The organism is Thermobacillus sp. ZCTH02-B1 (assembly GCF_002159085.1).
In the GTDB taxonomy this organism is placed as follows: domain Bacteria; phylum Bacillota; class Bacilli; order Paenibacillales; family Paenibacillaceae; genus Thermobacillus.
In genome coordinates, this window is sequence record NZ_LZRU01000035.1 from 107,175 (window position 1) to 123,236 (window position 16,062).

The 16,062-nt window shown below is 63.8% G+C and carries 13 protein-coding genes and 1 riboswitch; of the genes, 1 reads left to right on the forward strand and 12 read right to left on the reverse strand.

Annotated features, from left to right (window positions below; all coding sequences use genetic code 11):
- Positions 1-2 precede the first annotated feature (2 nt).
- From A9Z00_RS13985 to A9Z00_RS14025, 9 genes are all read right to left on the reverse strand, one after another.
- A complete protein-coding gene (locus A9Z00_RS13985; protein ID WP_296978709.1) occupies positions 3-995 on the reverse strand; it encodes an ABC transporter permease in 993 nt (330 codons plus the stop codon).
- A complete protein-coding gene (locus A9Z00_RS13990; RefSeq protein ID WP_296978712.1) occupies positions 992-2,512 on the reverse strand; it encodes a sugar ABC transporter ATP-binding protein in 1,521 nt (506 codons plus the stop codon). Before A9Z00_RS13990 ends, A9Z00_RS13985 begins: the two co-directional genes overlap by 4 nt.
- 85 nt (positions 2,513-2,597) lie before the next feature.
- On the reverse strand, positions 2,598-3,773 hold the full coding sequence (locus tag A9Z00_RS13995) for a sugar ABC transporter substrate-binding protein (RefSeq protein WP_296978715.1): 1,176 nt from the start codon (positions 3,771-3,773) through the stop codon (positions 2,598-2,600).
- Positions 3,774-4,031: 258 nt separating this feature from the next.
- Positions 4,032-4,907: a PP2C family serine/threonine-protein phosphatase gene (locus A9Z00_RS14000; RefSeq protein WP_296978718.1), complete on the reverse strand. Its 876-nt coding sequence runs from the start codon at positions 4,905-4,907 to the stop codon at positions 4,032-4,034.
- A 17-nt stretch (positions 4,908-4,924) separates the two neighbouring features.
- Positions 4,925-5,872, reverse strand: coding sequence for an MTP-1 family protein (locus A9Z00_RS14005; RefSeq protein ID WP_296978721.1), 948 nt, complete (start codon positions 5,870-5,872; stop codon positions 4,925-4,927).
- A gap of 90 nt (positions 5,873-5,962) precedes the next feature.
- On the reverse strand, positions 5,963-7,045 hold the full coding sequence (locus A9Z00_RS14010) for a glycoside hydrolase family 130 protein (RefSeq protein ID WP_296978724.1): 1,083 nt from the start codon (positions 7,043-7,045) through the stop codon (positions 5,963-5,965).
- Positions 7,046-7,090: 45 nt separating this feature from the next.
- A complete protein-coding gene (locus tag A9Z00_RS14015) occupies positions 7,091-7,969 on the reverse strand; it encodes a carbohydrate ABC transporter permease (RefSeq protein WP_296978727.1) in 879 nt (292 codons plus the stop codon).
- 15 nt (positions 7,970-7,984) lie between these two features.
- The gene (locus A9Z00_RS14020) at positions 7,985-8,974 is read right to left on the reverse strand and encodes a carbohydrate ABC transporter permease (protein ID WP_296978730.1); all 990 of its coding nucleotides are present in this window, start codon (positions 8,972-8,974) and stop codon (positions 7,985-7,987) included.
- Positions 8,975-9,058: 84 nt separating this feature from the next.
- On the reverse strand, positions 9,059-10,408 hold the full coding sequence (locus A9Z00_RS14025) for an ABC transporter substrate-binding protein (protein WP_296978733.1): 1,350 nt from the start codon (positions 10,406-10,408) through the stop codon (positions 9,059-9,061).
- A 298-nt stretch (positions 10,409-10,706) separates the two neighbouring features.
- Between A9Z00_RS14025 and A9Z00_RS14030 the strand changes: the two genes are divergently transcribed.
- Positions 10,707-11,735, forward strand: a complete 1,029-nt coding sequence (locus tag A9Z00_RS14030) for a substrate-binding domain-containing protein (RefSeq protein WP_296978735.1) — start codon at positions 10,707-10,709, stop codon at positions 11,733-11,735.
- Positions 11,736-11,939: 204 nt separating this feature from the next.
- Here A9Z00_RS14030 and A9Z00_RS14035 read toward each other — a convergent pair whose 3' ends face one another.
- The 3 genes from A9Z00_RS14035 to ald form a co-directional block, all read right to left on the reverse strand.
- Positions 11,940-13,154 (reverse strand): KamA family radical SAM protein, encoded by a 1,215-nt coding sequence (locus A9Z00_RS14035; RefSeq protein WP_296978739.1) that lies wholly within the window; start codon positions 13,152-13,154, stop codon positions 11,940-11,942.
- A 184-nt stretch (positions 13,155-13,338) separates the two neighbouring features.
- Positions 13,339-13,483, reverse strand: a riboswitch (cyclic di-AMP (ydaO/yuaA leader).
- 112 nt (positions 13,484-13,595) lie between these two features.
- The gene (locus A9Z00_RS14040; protein WP_296978741.1) at positions 13,596-14,534 is read right to left on the reverse strand and encodes a VanW family protein; all 939 of its coding nucleotides are present in this window, start codon (positions 14,532-14,534) and stop codon (positions 13,596-13,598) included.
- Positions 14,535-14,615: 81 nt separating this feature from the next.
- Positions 14,616-15,749, reverse strand: a complete 1,134-nt coding sequence (ald, locus tag A9Z00_RS14045) for an alanine dehydrogenase (protein ID WP_296978744.1) — start codon at positions 15,747-15,749, stop codon at positions 14,616-14,618.
- Positions 15,750-16,062 lie beyond the last annotated feature (313 nt).

The following is a 16,062-nucleotide window of genomic DNA, read 5'->3' on the forward strand; positions in this document are numbered from 1 at the left end:
CGTCAATGCCGCCCGCGGATGTACGTGATCGCCAGCGCGGCCGCCAGCACGCCGCCCTTTACGATGTCCATCGCGTAATACGGCACGGACAGCATGATGAGCCCGTTCGACAGCACGCCGATCAGCACCGCGCCCGCGAACGTGCCGAGCGCGTTCGGTTTGCCGGCGCCGAACACGGAGAAGCCGATGAACGCCGCCGCGACGGCTTCCATCAGATACGGGGAGCCGGCGTTCACCTCCGCGCTTCCGACCCGCGCGCCGAGCACGATGCCGCCGAGCCCCGCGAGCAGCGCCGAGATGACGTAAGCCGCCAGCCGGTACCGGTTCACCGGAATGCCCGACAGCTTCGCCGCCTCCGGATTGCCGCCGATCATGTACATGTAGCGCCCGTATTTCGTGTAGTTCAGGAAAAGATGCACCGCGAGCACGACGACCAGCATGATGATGATGATCCACGGCACCCGGCCCAGCAGGCGGAACGCATCCGGAATCTGCCCGGTCGCGAAGTCTCCGCCCGGCAGAATCATGTTCTCGGAAATCGTCGCCCCGCGGGAATACGTGAGCGCGAGCCCCTGAAAGACGAACATCGTCGCCAGCGTCATGAGCATGTCCTGGATTTTGAACCGGGTGACGAGGAACGCGTTCACGAGGCCGACGACGAGGCCGGCCAAAAGCGCCGCCGCGATGCCGGCCCACAGCGGCTGGCCGTACCAGACGAACATCGAGACGCAGACCGCGCAGGCGACCGACGCCGTCGAGCCGACGGACAGGTCGAAGCCGCCGACCGCCAGCGACACGGTGAGCCCCGTCGCGATGATCGTCACGATCGAAATCGACCGCAGGATGTTGACCAGGTTCGAGTTGCTGAAGAAGTGATCCGTCGACGCCCCGAAAATGAGAACCAGGAGCACGATGGTCAGCAGCGTTCCGTACTTGTACAGCCAGTCGGACAGCCTGAATCCCCCCGGCCATGCAGCCGCGTTCTTCGTCTTCATGTTCCCGTGCCCCCCGTACTGTAGAGCATGATTTCATCTTCGCTCGTGCGCGCCGTTATCAGTTCCCGGACGATCCGGCCGTCGTACATGACGTACACCCGGTCCGTCAGCCCCATGATCTCCGGCAATTCGCCGGTGGCGTAAAGCACGCCTTTGCCCCGCTCCGCCAGGCCCGCCACCAGCTCGTAGATGTCCCGCTTCGCCCCGACGTCGACGCCCTTCGTCGGTTCGTCGAACAGGTACACATCGGCGTCGGCCAGCAGCCATTTGCCGATCGCGATCTTCTGCTGGTTGCCGCCCGACAGATTGGCAACCCTGGCGCCGCCGCCCGGCGTTTTCACGCCGAGCCGGCTGATGATGCCGCCCGCCGCCTCCCGTTCCTTCGCCGCGCTCAGCCAGGCGCCGAGGCGCGTATACCGCGACAGCGTCGCGACCGTCAGGTTGGCGGTGACCGTCTCGTCCACGAAGACGCCTTCGCGCCGGCGCTCCTCGGGTACGAGCGCAAGGCCGCTGCGCACCGCGTCGTGCGGCGATCCGATCGCAAGCCGCCGGCCGTTCAGCGTCATTTCGCCCGCGACCGTCCCGGACGCGCCGAACAGCGCCCGGCACAGCTCGGATTTGCCCGCGCCGACCAATCCGGCGAGGCCGACGATCTCGCCGGCGCGGATGAAGAGGCTCACGCCTTTCACCTTGCCGCCGTCGCGGATGTCCTTCGCCTCGAACAGGACCCGGCCCGGCTTGTTCGACCGCCGCGGGAACTGTCCTTCCCATTTCGAGCCGAGCATGTGCTCGACGATTTGCTGCTGGGTCATGTCCGGAAGCCTGCCGCGCGCCACCACCCGTCCGTCCCGCATGACCGTGATGTCTTCGCAAATTTCGTACAGCTCCGGCAGCCGGTGCGAGATGAAAATGATCCCCGTCCCCCGCGACTTGAGCAGCCGGATGAGGCGGAACAACCGCTCCGTCTCCGCCCGGCTGAGCGGCGCCGTCGGCTCATCCAGGATGAGGAAGCGGCAATCCGTCGTCATCGCCCGGGCGATCAGCACCATCTGCTTCTCCGCAAGCGTGAGCTCCGCTGCGCGCTTGCGCGTCGGGATGCGGACTTCGAGCCGCCCGAGCACGTCTTCCGCCGCCCGGTGCATTTCGCCCCACCGGACCAGATGCCGGCCCTTCATCTCGTGAACGAGCTTCTCCATCATGATGTTCTCGCCCACGCTGAGGTTCGGGACGAGCGCCGTGTCGACCTCCTGGTAGACGACCTGGATGCCGTGCGCCTTCGCGTCCCCCGGGGTGCGGATGTTCACCGTCCGGCCGTCGATCCGGATCTCGCCGGCATAATGGCCGTACGCTCCCGCCAGCACCTTCATCAGCGTCGATTTGCCCGCGCCGTTCGCCCCGATCAGCGCGTGCGCCCGGCCCGCCGATGCGGTGAAATCCGCGCCGTCCAGCGCCTGCACGCCCGGAAACGCGATCGATATTCCGCGCATTTCGAGAAGCCCTTCCGCCGTCCTCGCCATCCGCTCCACCTCCGATGCGCACAGATCAAACGCCCCCGTCCGGAGGCCGGACAAGGGCGCTGTCTTCAACCGGTTTTGCCGTGCGTTACTTCCCGCTGGCTTCCTTGAGAGCCTTCATCCAGTCTTCCTCGAACGCGTCCGTCTGACCCCAGCCCGGAATGATGTCGGCCAGCGTCTCCATGTTGACCGTCCCCGAAGACTGCTTCAGCATCTCCTGGTCGATCAGCGCGGCCTCGAGGTTGTATTCGGCCGGCGTTTCTTCGCCCGCCAGCTTCTTCGCGAGCAGCCGCATGTTCACGGCGCCGATCATCTTCGGATCGACGGCGGCCGTCGCCACCCACGGGCTGCCCTCCTGCTGCATGATCTGCAGGTCGGCGTTCGAGACGTCGATGCCGTAGATCTTGATCTCCGTCCGGCCGGCTTCGATCAGCGCCCGCGCGGCGCCGATCGCAAAAGCGTCCCACGTCGCGAAGATGGCGTCGATTTCGCCTTTCGGATACTTCGTGAGCATCGCCGCGACCGCGTTCTGCGTCTCCACCGACGTGTTTTCGTTCGCGACGCCGAACCGCTCCAGTTCCTGGATGCCCGGATTTGCGGCCAGCACTTCCTGATAGACGGCGTTGCGGCGCACCATCGGCGGGAAACCGTCCACCCACAGGTAGATGATGTTCGCGTTGCCGCCCGTATCCTGCACGAGGCGATCCAAAGCGAAGCGCGCCAGCGCCTGGTCGTCCTGCGCGGTCATCGTGACACCCCCGATCCCGGCCATATCGCCGATCGAGTCAAACGTGACGACTTCAATGCCTTTCTCGCGCAGCTTCTTCACCGCTTCGGCCGAAGCCGGGTCGTCGCCGTGGGAGACGATGACGCCGTCCACGTCTTCCGCCGCCGCCTGCTCGAGCGCTTCGAGGAACTTCACCGAATCGCCGTTCGCCGAGAACGTGTCGACCTTGAAGCCGAGCGCTTCGCCTTCCTGCTTCGCGCCGGCCAGGAATTGCGCCGTATGGTCGTCGCCCCCGATTTTGCGGATGACTTTGATCTTGATGTCGCCCCGTTCGGCCAGCCTGGCCGGCACGTTCAACCCGACCTGGCTTGCGCCGCCGTTTCCGGCAATGCTGCCGGCATTGCCGCCTGCGTTGCCACCGGCGTTGCCGCCGGCGCCGTTGCCGCCATCCGATTGGCCTTGTCCGCAGCCCGTCACGGCCAGCACGGCCGCGAGAATCAGCGCGAGCGCGCCGCGGAATCGGACCCTGCTCTTCATTTCACAGTTTCCCCCTCGGAATTGACAGTGTTTTAATACCAGTAAATCTATCGGATTAAAATAAATCTGTCAACAGGGAAGATGTTCCCTGAATGGGGGGACGGGTTCCGTTCCGTCATGCACACGCGCGCAAAACAAAACGCCGGAGGAACGCGCCTGTCGCGCTCCTCCGGCTGTTCCGCCAACCGTATCATCCTGCACGGCCCTGCCGCAGCGGGCAGAACGTCCGCCCCGGACCGGAACGGACCACCGTTCCGCTCACCGTCCGCCGTCCGGAAACGCCAGCAGGACCGCCGTCTTGTCATCCGATACTTTCACCCGGGGAAACCGCACGCATGCGGCATCCGACCGCTCGTATTGCACGAGCCATTCCGCATATGCTTCGAGCCCCATCCGGTCCACCATCCTTGCGGTCTCCGCGGCATCGAACGCCTTCGCCGGATCCGCCTTCGGGATGTACAGCCCGTCCGTCATCAGAAGCAGAAAACGGAGCCCGAGCCGGTTGATCGTGCCGCACTCGATATGCCGTTCAAACGCCGGATCGCCGTTCAGCAGGGCATAGCCGCCCGGTCCCCCGTCGTTCGCCAGCCGCCGGCCCGCCGCGATGGTCGGCAGCACCGCCTGCCAGAGGAGGTCGCGGCCCGCAACGCCGGAAGCCGCGGCTTCCGCCCATCTCCGCAGCGTCTCGCGGTCAACGCCCGCCAGCTGGTCCCGCGTCAGCACGCGATACGTGCCGTCCCGGTAGCCGGCGACCAGCATGCAGTCGCCCGCCTGGGCGAAGTCGACGGCGTTCTGCCTGACCCGCACGACGAGCGCGCCGGCGCTCCACAGCGCCTCTTTGCGCGACAGGTCGATGCCGGCGGCCGCCATCCGGGCGGCCTGCCTCCGGTTCGCTTCCGCGAGCATGTCCGCCAGCTCCGCGCATCCCGTGTCCGGACCGAGCGGCCATTCCATGACGGTCTCTGCCGTGATCCGGGCCGCCAGCACGCCGCCCGTCTCACCGGAAGGCGCGCGGAACGGCACCAGCGACGTGGCGCCGTCCACAACGCCGAACAGGCCGTCCCGCTCCCGCACGATGAGCGCGTCTTCGTTCCATTCGCCGCTTCCCCGGATGCTGATCGTGCGGATCCTCATGGCTTTCCGGACGTCGATCATATCTCGTAGGCGATGAACGGATCGGGGATCGTCACCCGGTGCGCCTCGGCGTCGCTGATGCCGGCGTACAGGTCGGCCGTTCCGTTCGAATGCCGGATCAGGCCGCCGCTGAAGACGACATCGACGAGATCCGGGCGCTTCGCCGGCCCTTCGGGGAAATCGGCCCGCTCCGCGATGATCGTCATGTCGGAGAATTTTCCGGTGTTCGGATCGAATACGAAAATCATCGGATAATAATGCCGGTTGCCCTGCTCGTCGAACCGGGCGATGTGCCCGAGCACGCCGAGCAATCCGTTCCGGAGCACGTGGATCTCGTTGCAGCCGCCCCACTCTTCGTCGAGGAACTGTCCCTCGAGGAGCGGAGCCTCGTGGATGATGTCAACCGACAGTTCCTCGAGCTTTCCGACGCGGGTGAAGCCGATCTTGCCCCTTCCGCCCTTCTCGCCCTGCGGGCGCGTGAAGACGCCGATGCTTCCGTCCTTGAGCTGGACCAGGCGCAGATCCTTCATGTGATCAGGACCCTGGAAGAACGGCTTCCGGTTGACAAGGTCCGCTTCCTTGAAGAACACCGTCCGCCAGCCGAGACTGCCCGGTTTCTGGGGGTGGGGAAACGTCTCCACGCCGCCGATGATCACCTCGCCCGATATGACGGTGTAGAAGGGATCCTGCAGGGCCAGCACCGGAAAATCGCGTTGGAGCACCCATTTGCCTTCCTTCCTCTTGAAAAAGTGGATCTCCGACTGTTCGCTGTCCCGGTTTTCGACCCTCCCGGCGATCACGAGTTCTCCGCCCATCAGGAAAGGTGCCGTAATGTTGTAGACGTCTCGTCCTTCCACCCCTTCGAACACAATCTTCTCCACGTAGTACGGTTTCTTGCCCTTCGCACGGTACCTCTCGAGCAACTCGACGCAGGATTTGACCCCGCTGCTCTCCCAGTGTGCCATGATCACAGATGTCCTCTCCGCTGTTCATGCTGTTTGTTTTGTAAGGATGTCGGATTGGGTGATGATCGCGATTATTACTTTGGATCAATTCTATTTTAACAAATTAAACACATCGTCAAGTCGGAAAGTTGCGGATGCCGTCGATTCGTCGGACACGCCGTAGTACATCGTGACCAGGCCGTCCCGTACGATCGCGCCGCACGCGAAGACGACGCCGCCGAAGAACCCGTCGGTTTCGTACTTCGCTTCCGGCACCATGATCGGTTCCGCCGTGCGCGCGATGACGCGGCCCGGATCGTCCAGGGCGAGAAGCGCCGCGCCCATGCAGTAGCGGTGGCTGCGGTCCGCCCCGTGGTACAGGAGCAGCCAGCCCTCGTCCGTCCGGATCGGCACGCAGCCCGCCCCGATCCGCGCGCTCTCCCATCCGCTTGCGGACAGCCCCATCAGGAAGCGATGGTTGCCCCAATGGATGAGGTCCGGCGACTCCGCGATCCACATCTCGGGCTTGCCGATCCCTTCGGGAACCGGCCGGTGCACCATCATGTATTTGCCGCCGATTCTCTCGGGGAACAGCACGACGTCCTTGTTCGTCGGCGCGAGAATCGTCCCTTCCCGCCGGAACGAGCGGAAATCGTCCGTCGACAACAGCCCGACGGCAACGCCCTTCTCCGACACGGCGCTGTAGGTGACGTAATAACGGCCGTCGATTTTCGTGATGCGCGGATCTTCGATGCCCCAGGTTTCCAGCGGACCCGCCGGCACCACGGTCGGCCGCTCGTCGATCGTGAACCGCTCGCCGTCCCGGCTCCGCGCCACGCGGAGATGCGAGATCGAGGTCAGCCAGATCGTCTCGCCCCGCCGGTTCTTCACGACGCGCTGATCGCTGAAGTCGAGATCCGGATCGCGGCGGTCCAGCTCCACGATGCGCACCGCCGCATCATGGAAGCCGTCCGCGTCCGCGCGCATCACCGGCACCAACACCTTGCCGGGATCGGTCTGGCGCGGCCGTTCCGCCACGCGGAGCAGCAACACGATCTCGCCATCGCATTCCGCCACGCCTGCATTGAAGGCGCCGAGGACTTCCCAATCCGGGAAGGACGGCTTCACATCGGCCGGCGTAACCAGCGGATTCAGCGGTGAACGCCGGACGCCGATTTGCGGTCGCACCGTCACAGTCTCTCCCTCCATCCAAATGAAACCGTTTCTACTTTCATTTATTTAATCCTTGAGTCCCGTAAATGTGATACCTTCGATGAAATATCGCTGCGCAACAAAGAACAGCAGGACGACCGGCAGCGCGATGAGGATCGACATCGCCATGAGATAATTCCATTGCGGCGCCTCGTTGACCCCGCCCATGAAGAAATACATGCCGACGTTCATGGTGTACAGTTCCATGTCGGTCAGGTAGATGAGCGGTCCGAGGAAATCGTTCCAGTAGCCGCGGAACGCGAAGATCGCGACCGCGAGCAGCGCCGGCCGGATCTGCGGCAGCATGATCAGGAAGAACGTCTGGAACGTGTTCGCGCCGTCGATCTCGGCCGCGTCGTCCAGTTCCCGCGGAATCGTCAGGAAGAACTGGCGCAACAGGAAAATGTAGAACGGCCCCCACGCCGTCCACGCCCGCAGCACGAGCGGATCGAATTCGCCGACCAGTCCGAAATGCTGCCAGATCAGGAACGTCGGAATGAGCGTCACGTGGAACGGCAGCATCATCGTCGCCAGCAGCACGAGGAAGATGAAGTCGCTGCCGGGAAAACGGAACCGCGCGAACCCGTACGCCACCAGCGTGGCGCTCGCGAGCTCCGCCGTGATGCCGAGGACGACGATGAATATCGTGTTCCACAGGTAGCGGTTGAACGGCATCGCGTTCCAGGCGTCCGCGAAGTTGCGCCACTGAGGCGGATCCGGAATCCACTTCGGCGGCCAGGCGAAAATGTCGCCCTCCTGTTGCAGCGCGGTCGACAGCATCCAGAAGAACGGGATGAGAATGACGACCGCCAGGAACGTGACGATGATGTAAATCAGCGCCCGCTTGATCGCGTTCAGTCGCCTGACGCCCAGTCCGACTCTTGCAGCCGCGAAGCTTCTCGCCATGACCGTGAGTCCCCCCTATCGCTTCATGTCCGTCTCGTAGTACACCCACGCCGGGGACGAGCGGAACACGAGCAGCGTCAGCGCCAGAATGATCAGGAAGAGCACCCAGGCGATCGCGGAAGCCTCGCCCATGTGCATCTGGTTGAAGCCGCGCTCGTATACGAGCTGGTTCATGAACTTGCCGGCCGCGGTCGACGGGCGGACGAACATCGCGATCGTGAAAATCTGCAGCGCGCCGATCATGCCCATGACGATCTGCAGCAGAATGACCGGCGAGATCTGCGGCACCGTGATGTGAAGGAACTTCCGGAATCCGTTCGCGCCGTCGATCTCGGCCGCTTCGTACAGGGAACGCGGCACCCCCTGCAGCCCCGCGAGGAAGACGACGGTGTTCGTGCCGAAGATGCCCCAGACGCTCATGATGATGAACGCCGGCAGAATGAACCGCGGATCGCCGAACCAGTTCGGTTTGTCCATGCCGAACAGATGCAGGATCGGCGACAGGAGCCAGGTCAAAATCCCGGACTCGCTGTTGAACATCCACCGCCACAGAAGCGCCACCGCCACCTCGGGCAGCACCGCGGGCAGGAAATAGATCGTCCGGAACGTGCCGATGCCCTTGATCTGGTTGTTCAGCAGCATCGCAACGAGCAGCGCGCCGATCACGCCGATCGGCAGGGAGAACAGGGCATACAGCAGCGTGATCCGGACCGAGGGCCAGAACTCGATGTCGAGCGTGAACAGCCGGATGTAGTTGTCCAGCCCGACCCATTCCGTCTTGCCGAAGATCGATGACTTGGTAAAGCTCAAATAGAGCGAATTGCCGAGCGGATAAAGGGTGAACACGAGAAATCCGACGATCCACGGCGAGACCAGCGCCAGCCCCATCGCCTGCTTTTTCTTCCAGCCGATCCACCTGAACAGCCAATAGAGCAACACGGCGATCCCGGCCAGCGCGACCGGCACGAGCAGCCAGCGGATGAACGTGGCCAGATGGTGTCCCACTGCCTTTTCCTCCTTTCCGTCGCGTTCCTTCGCGGGCGGCTCAGCAAAGAAGGAGGCAGCGAACTGCCTCCTTCTCCTGCGCCGTTATTTCAGCGCGTCTTCGAGCAGCGGCTTCACTTTCGGAACGAGATCGCTCGGACGGGCGCCTGCGTTGACGATCGGATCCATGAGCTGCGTCCAGAAGATGTTGTCCCAATCCGGATACTTTTCCGAATAGCGGTACGGTCTGCCGTATTGCATCGACGCGATGATCGCCTCAAGCGAATGCGCTTTGTCCGGATGCAGTTCCTTGAGCGTCTCGTAATCGGCCAGGGATTTCCGCGGAGGCATGATCTTCCAGTGATGGATCGCGTCGGTCAGATCCAGGAACGCCTGGAAGGCCGCATCCGGGTTCTTCGTCTTCGCGTTGATGCCCATGCCGAGGATATCTGCGAACGTCACGTGCGTGCCGTCGGGACCCGCCGGAACCATGAACGCCTGCACGTTTTCGACGGTCCGGTCAAGGTCGTCCGCAGCGCCTCCCATGAACATGGCAACCTGGCCGTTGCGGAACATTTGGTCGAATCCGCGGTCGCGGATGATGGTTTGCGACGGAACGAGCGGACCCTGCACGAGGTCGGCGTAGAAGTTCAGCGCCTCCATCGCTTCCGGCGAGTCGATCGGCGACTTGCCGTCTTCCGTGATGACTTCGCCGCCGTTCTGCCAGATGAACATTTGCACCGGCGGCCAGCCGTTCAGCGTGAAGCCCCACTGGACCGTGTTGTTCGGATCGAAACCTTCTTCATCCGCGCGCTTGCCGTTCGCGTCCTTCGTCAGCTTCTTGGCTGCCGCAATGAAGTCGTCCCAGGTCCAGCTTTCATCCGGGTAACTGAGACCCGCCTCGTCGAACAGCGCCTTGTTCACATACAGCATGACGGGCTGCTGCAGCCAGGGCAGGCCGTAGATGCGGCCGTCGTGCGTGAACGGCCCGAACGACGCTTCATAGTAGTCGTCCGTGTTGGCCGCCGGGTGCGACGAGTTCGCGAGCCGGTCCGTGATGTCGAGCATGACGCCGCCGGCGGCGAATTGCGCCGCGCGCTGCGCGCTGACCCAGAAGAGGTCCGGACCGGAGTCGCCCGACAGCTGCGTGATGATGCGCGTGTCGTATTCCGCCGGGTTGGAATCCTGGACGATTTCGTAGACATCCGACTTGGCGTTCAGATCGTCGAGAATCGCTTGCAGCTCCTTCGCCTCATCGGCGCCGGCCCAGGTCGACAGCCGGATCTGCACCTTCTGTCCCGATCCGTCCGCGTTGCCGCCGGACGAACCGCCGTCCGTTCCCGCGGTATTTCCGCCGTTCCCGCTGCTGCCGTTGTTCTTGCTACCGCCGCAGGCAGACAGCACGAGCGCGATGACCAGGAGAACGGACATCAGCATGGACAACCTTTTGCTCATCTGCACAACCCCCTAGCACTAAAGTTGAAAACCATCCTGCTAGATGACGACACCAGCATGACTAGATTGACAAAATTAGATTTGTAATGCTGTTGTCATCATTACAAATCACATTATGCATCAGGCTGACAGCGCTGTCAATAACCTGATTTTTGTACGGTACAACCTTGGAATTCCCTCGAAAACCATCGACTTTTCCCGTTTTTCGTTTACTTTTTATCTTTCATCATGTATATTGATTTGTAACGTGACAAAACTGATTTTTTCGGCGCGACGCGCCGCTGAAAGGGTTGGTCCCATGGCCAAGAAACGACGCATCGTCATGCAGGATATCGCCGACCGCCTGAACCTGTCGAAGAACTCGGTGTCACAGGCGCTGTCCGGCAAGGACGGCGTCAGCGAGGAGACCCGCAGGAAAATCATCCAGACCGCCATCGAAATGGGCTACCGCTACAAGCCGAAACGTTCGTCGGACGGCAGGAACAAACGGGTGCGGACGATCGGGCTCATCGCGTCCGAATTTGCGTTCTCGATGAAAATCTTCTTCGGCGAAATCTATCTCGCGATCGAGCGCGAGGCCCAGAGCCGCGGGATCGGCCTGCGGATCCAGTCGATTACGCCGGAAGCGCGGGACCGGCTGCTGCTGCCGGATTTCATCGAAAAGATGGACGTCGACGGCCTGCTTATTCTTTCCCATATCAGTACCGAGTATGTAAATCACGTGCTCTCCAAGGGCATTCCGACCGTGCTCATCGACCACCACGATCCGCTGATCGAGGCGGACGCCGTTCTCACGAACAACCGCTTCGGCGCGTATCTGGCCGTCAGACACCTGCTCGAGCTCGGGCACCGGAGGATCGGCATCCTCGGCAACATCGGCGCCTCGCCGAGCTACCTGGAACGATGGGAAGGCTATCTGCTCGCGATGCGGGAATACGGCATCGAGCCGCCGCAGGCCCACATGCTGATCCGCGTGCGCGAGGAAGTCGGCGAGATCGGAGAAGCGCTCCGCGCCGTGGAGGACAAGCCGAGCGCGTGGTTCTGCGTGAACGACGGTTTCGCCTTCTTCGCCTGCTCCGTCCTGCAGAACATGGGATACGCCATCCCGGAGGACGTCTCCGTCTGCGGATTCGACAACAGCGATTTCTCGCAGATCGGCATGCCGAAGATCACGACGATGAACATCGACCTCAACCTGTTCGCGAAGGAGGCGTTCGCCCAGCTGATGCGCCGCATCGAGAGCCCGGAGGACGCGTATCGGGAGATTCTGCTGCCGACGCGGCTCGTGAAGCGGGAATCGACCGGCCCGTTCGTGCCGAAGGCGTGATGCGGGGACGGCGGACCAGGCAACGGAACACACGAGTCGGGTTCGGGGATTCGGTTCTCCGCCAGGAAAAAAATCGAGGGGGCGTTGGCCCCCTCTTTTCTTGAAGGATCCGGGCTTTTCATTGCCCCGATGCCTTGCGCTGACGCGTAACCGAAACATCAGAGCTTGCGGAAATCATCCGTCGGAACCGCATGCGCCGCCATGTCAGCACGGCTTCGCTTCCGCCTGCCGCGCGGATTCGGCCGCATGCGAACGCCGCACCCGCTTTGGCGGAACTGCCGGCAGCTCATTCGCGGAGACGACCTTGTCCGTCTTCTTCTCGGGCTTCTTCCAGTACCGCTCGCTGCCCGGCAAGTCATCGAACCAGGCCGCGTCCGGCGGGCAGTCCAGCACCATGAACTTGCCGTATTCGCCGTCCCGCGATTGGTGGTACTTCAGATACGCCTTCCCGCCCTCGATCGCGAGGATTTCGATCTTGCCGGACGTGTGGCTCATCACGAGGCGGACCCGTTTCCCGAGGCCGGACGTGCGCGCCTTCGCCTCCTCGACCAGCCGGTATACCCGTTCCAGCGGCAGCACGAAATCCCGGTTGCCCGCCACCGGCCGGTTGATGAAGAAGTAATACGGCGTCACGCCCGCCCAGGACAGCCTGTCGAGCAGCTCGGCGAGCACCTCCGCGTCGTCGTTGATCCCCTTCAGGACCGGCGTCTGGTTCACGACGATCGCGCCCGCCCAGTGCAGCGCCTCGAAGGCCCGCTTCGCCTCGGGCGTAATCTCGCGCGGATGGTTGACGTGCGCCATCACGTAAATGCGCGCGTCGGGCGTCGAATGCTTCCGGATCAGATCCAGCAGCTCCGGATCTTCATAGATCCGCATCGGATTGAATACCGGCAGCTTCGATCCGAGCCGGATGATCTTCACGTGCGGAATTTCACGCAGCCGCTCGATGATGTATTTGAGCCGCGGCGTGCCGAGCATGAGGCTGTCTCCGCCCGTGAGCAGCACGTTGTTGATCTCGGGATGCGCCGCGATGTACTCGAGGCCCGGCGTCACGTCGGCAACCGCTTCCTTCACGTCGTTCCGGAACAGCCGCTTGCGGAAGCAGTACCGGCAATAGGCACCGCACACCTCCGAGACGATGAGCAGCGCCGTCGTCCCGTATTTGTGCTGGCAGCCGGGCACGACGTAGTTCGTGTCCTCGTCCGATGCGTCCCAGCGCCCGTATTCCTGCAGCTCTCCCGTGCTCGGGATGACGAGCTTGCGAATCGGGTCGTCGGGATCGCTCCAGTCGATGAGATTCAAATAGTAATCGTTCACGCGGAAGACGAATTTCTCGGTAACCGGCTTGAGCCGCTCCCGTTCCTCTTCGGAAAGCGCCTCGATCTTCGAAATGTCCGTAATGTACTTCACCTTCGCCATTTTACGCCTCTCCTTTCAAACCGGGGATTTGTAAGATGGCAATGTTTGCGTTAACCTCCTTTCTTCTGGATTAGAAACCAGCCGATTCAATAACGCCCTGCGGATGAGCCTGAAGAAAGGAAAGAAAAAAGACCCGCGAGGGGTCTGTCGGCGACCAAAAACACGCCGTTGAAACTTCGTTCAATTTCAGACCCATCTCACGCTTACGAGGTTAGCTGACGGGCTCGGGTAGATGGTCCCCTACGTCCGGCTTGCGGACGATTCGCCCCAACATGACTGGTTCCCCCGCTTCCCGGACATTGCCACCGGGAATTAAGCGTATTTTTAGGATACCGCATATCGACCCGAACTGTCAAAAAGAATTCCCGTTCGTTACGGCCGCCCGCCGTTCCGGCGCGCCCGGGACGACGCCCTTCCGCCGCCCCGGGAGCAGCCGTGCGGTCAGCGCGAACCCGGATGAAGCGCGTCCCGCACCTCCTCGATCGGCCCGGGCTTCATGCCCGGCACTTCCCGCGGATGATGGCGGACCGATTCGGTCGAATAGAGCACGACGCGCATCGTGCCGTTGGCGGCAAAGGAACGGATCAGCACCGGCTGGTTGAGCGTGTTGCGGAAGACGAAATCCGGCCCGTACCAGCTCACCGTCGCGTCCCGGCCGGGCGGCACGTAGGCGACATGCCGGCTGTGGGTGTATCGCTCGACGATCTGCAGGCCGGCGTTGTCGACCGCGTTGAACAGCGTCGACGACACCTGGCAGATGCCGCCGCCCACTCCCTCGGACAGTTCGCCGCGCACGATGACGGGCGCTTCCCGATACCCCCGCTCCACCGTCCGGCGTCCGATCGTCCGGTTGAAGGAGAACGTCTCGCCCGGGAACACGACCGTGCTGTCGAGCGTCCTCGCGGCCAGCTCGATGTTGTGGGACCGGTTGCGGTTCCTCGGATTGTAATAGGTGACGTACCGGCCGATCACCTTCTCGTGCAGCCCGGCGAGCAGCTCGCCGTCGACCTTCGCCGGCACCGGCCGCACGGGCGGCTCGATGACCGCTTCCCCATCTCCGTAGAAATAGGCGTAGAATCGCTCCTCGAACGACGTCCGGTCCAGCCGGCGCCCCGGCCGCTCCGGCCGGATCGAGCCGTCCGCGTTGAACTTCGCGTTCTCCGCCGGAACCTCCAGCTTCGCCGCGAGCCCCGCGACCAGCCGCTCGAACCGGACGGGATCGACGAAACCGGTGGCGGGCAGCCGGAATTCGGCGCGATGGACCCGGAGCGTCTCGCCGGGCAGCCGGATCACGAGCGCGCCGTCCGCGGCATCCTGCGGCCCGGGTACCGGAGCCGCCGCGGCCAGCGCGATCAGACCGGACAGCAGCATCGCTTTCAACGTTCACACCTCCTGCAGCCTGCGGGCGCCGGCAGTCCGGCCGCTTCCCTTCGGACCGGACGCCTTCCCGCCCGGAAGCGGCTACGCCCCGCTTCCGACCTTGAGCAGCGATTCGACGGGCACATACGGCATGCCGACCGCCCGCGCCACCGCTTCGCACGTCACCGCGCCGCAGGCGGTGTTCACGCCGCGGGCGAGCGCCGGGTCGGACAGGACCGCCTGCCGGATGCCGAGGCCCGCGATCTTCATCGCGTAGGGAAGCGTCGCGTTCTCGAGCGCCATCGTCGACGTGCGCGGCACCGCCCCCGGCATGTTGGCGACCGCGTAATGCACGACGCCGTGCTTCACGTAGGTCGGATTGTCGTGCGTCGTCACGCGGTCGATCGTCTCGATCGAGCCGCCCTGGTCGACGGCCACGTCGACGATGACCGATCCCGGCTGCATCCGCTTCACCATCGCCTCGCTGACGATCTTCGGCGCCTTCGCGCCGGGAACGAGCACCGCTCCGATGAGCAGATCGGCCCGCTCGACGGCCCGCTCCAGCTCGACCGGGTTCGACATGATCGTCGTCACCCGTCCGTCGAACAGATCGTCCAGTTCGCGCAGCCGGCGCGGATTGACGTCCAGGATCGTGACGCGCGCGCCCGAGCCGAGCGCCCGCTTCGCCGCGTTCGTGCCGACGATGCCGCCGCCGACGATGACGACCTCCGCGGGCGCCACACCCGGCACGCCGCCGAGCAGAATGCCCTTGCCGCCGTGCGTTTTCTCGAGCAGCTGCGCCCCGATCTGCACGGCCATCCGCCCGGCCACCTCGCTCATCGGCGCGAGAAGCGGCAGCGAACCGTCGGACAGCTGCACGGTCTCGAACGCGACGCCCCACACCTTCCGCTCCACGAGGCGCCGCGTGAGCTCCGGCAGCGGCGCGAGATGCAGGAACGCGAACAGGATCAGGTCCGGCCGCAGAAAATCGTACTCCTCCGGCGTCGGCTCCTTCACCTTCATCACCATCTCGGCCGCGCCCCACACTTCAGCCGCCGAGCCCGCGATTTTCGCACCCGCGGCCGCGTATTCCCGGTCGGAAAACCCGCTGCCCTCGCCCGCCGACCGCTCGACGATCACTTCGTGTCCCAGGCGCGTCAGGGCGCTGACCCCGGCGGGCGTCAGCGCCACGCGGTTTTCGTTGTTCTTGACTTCCCTCGGTACACCGATCCGCATCCCCCGCCCTCCTTCACCAACAGAGATATCCGCCGTCCGCGGACGGCCGATCCCGTCCGGCCTGTTTCCAGCATATTCGCGCGCCCGCCGACCCGTCCGTCTGCGGCGTCATCCCGTTCCAGTATGCCCCGCTCGCTCCATCCGCATGTGACGGCGGGAGCGGATTCAACCGCCGGTTGAACCGGGGGAGCCGTTCCGTTTTCCGGCAACTCGCGCGGAACGCCGGGATGTGTCGCGCCGGCATCGCTGCGCACCGCTCCCCTTGCGCCGGCTGCCGCACTGAACCCGCGCCAAGACAAGAAGCCTTCGCGGG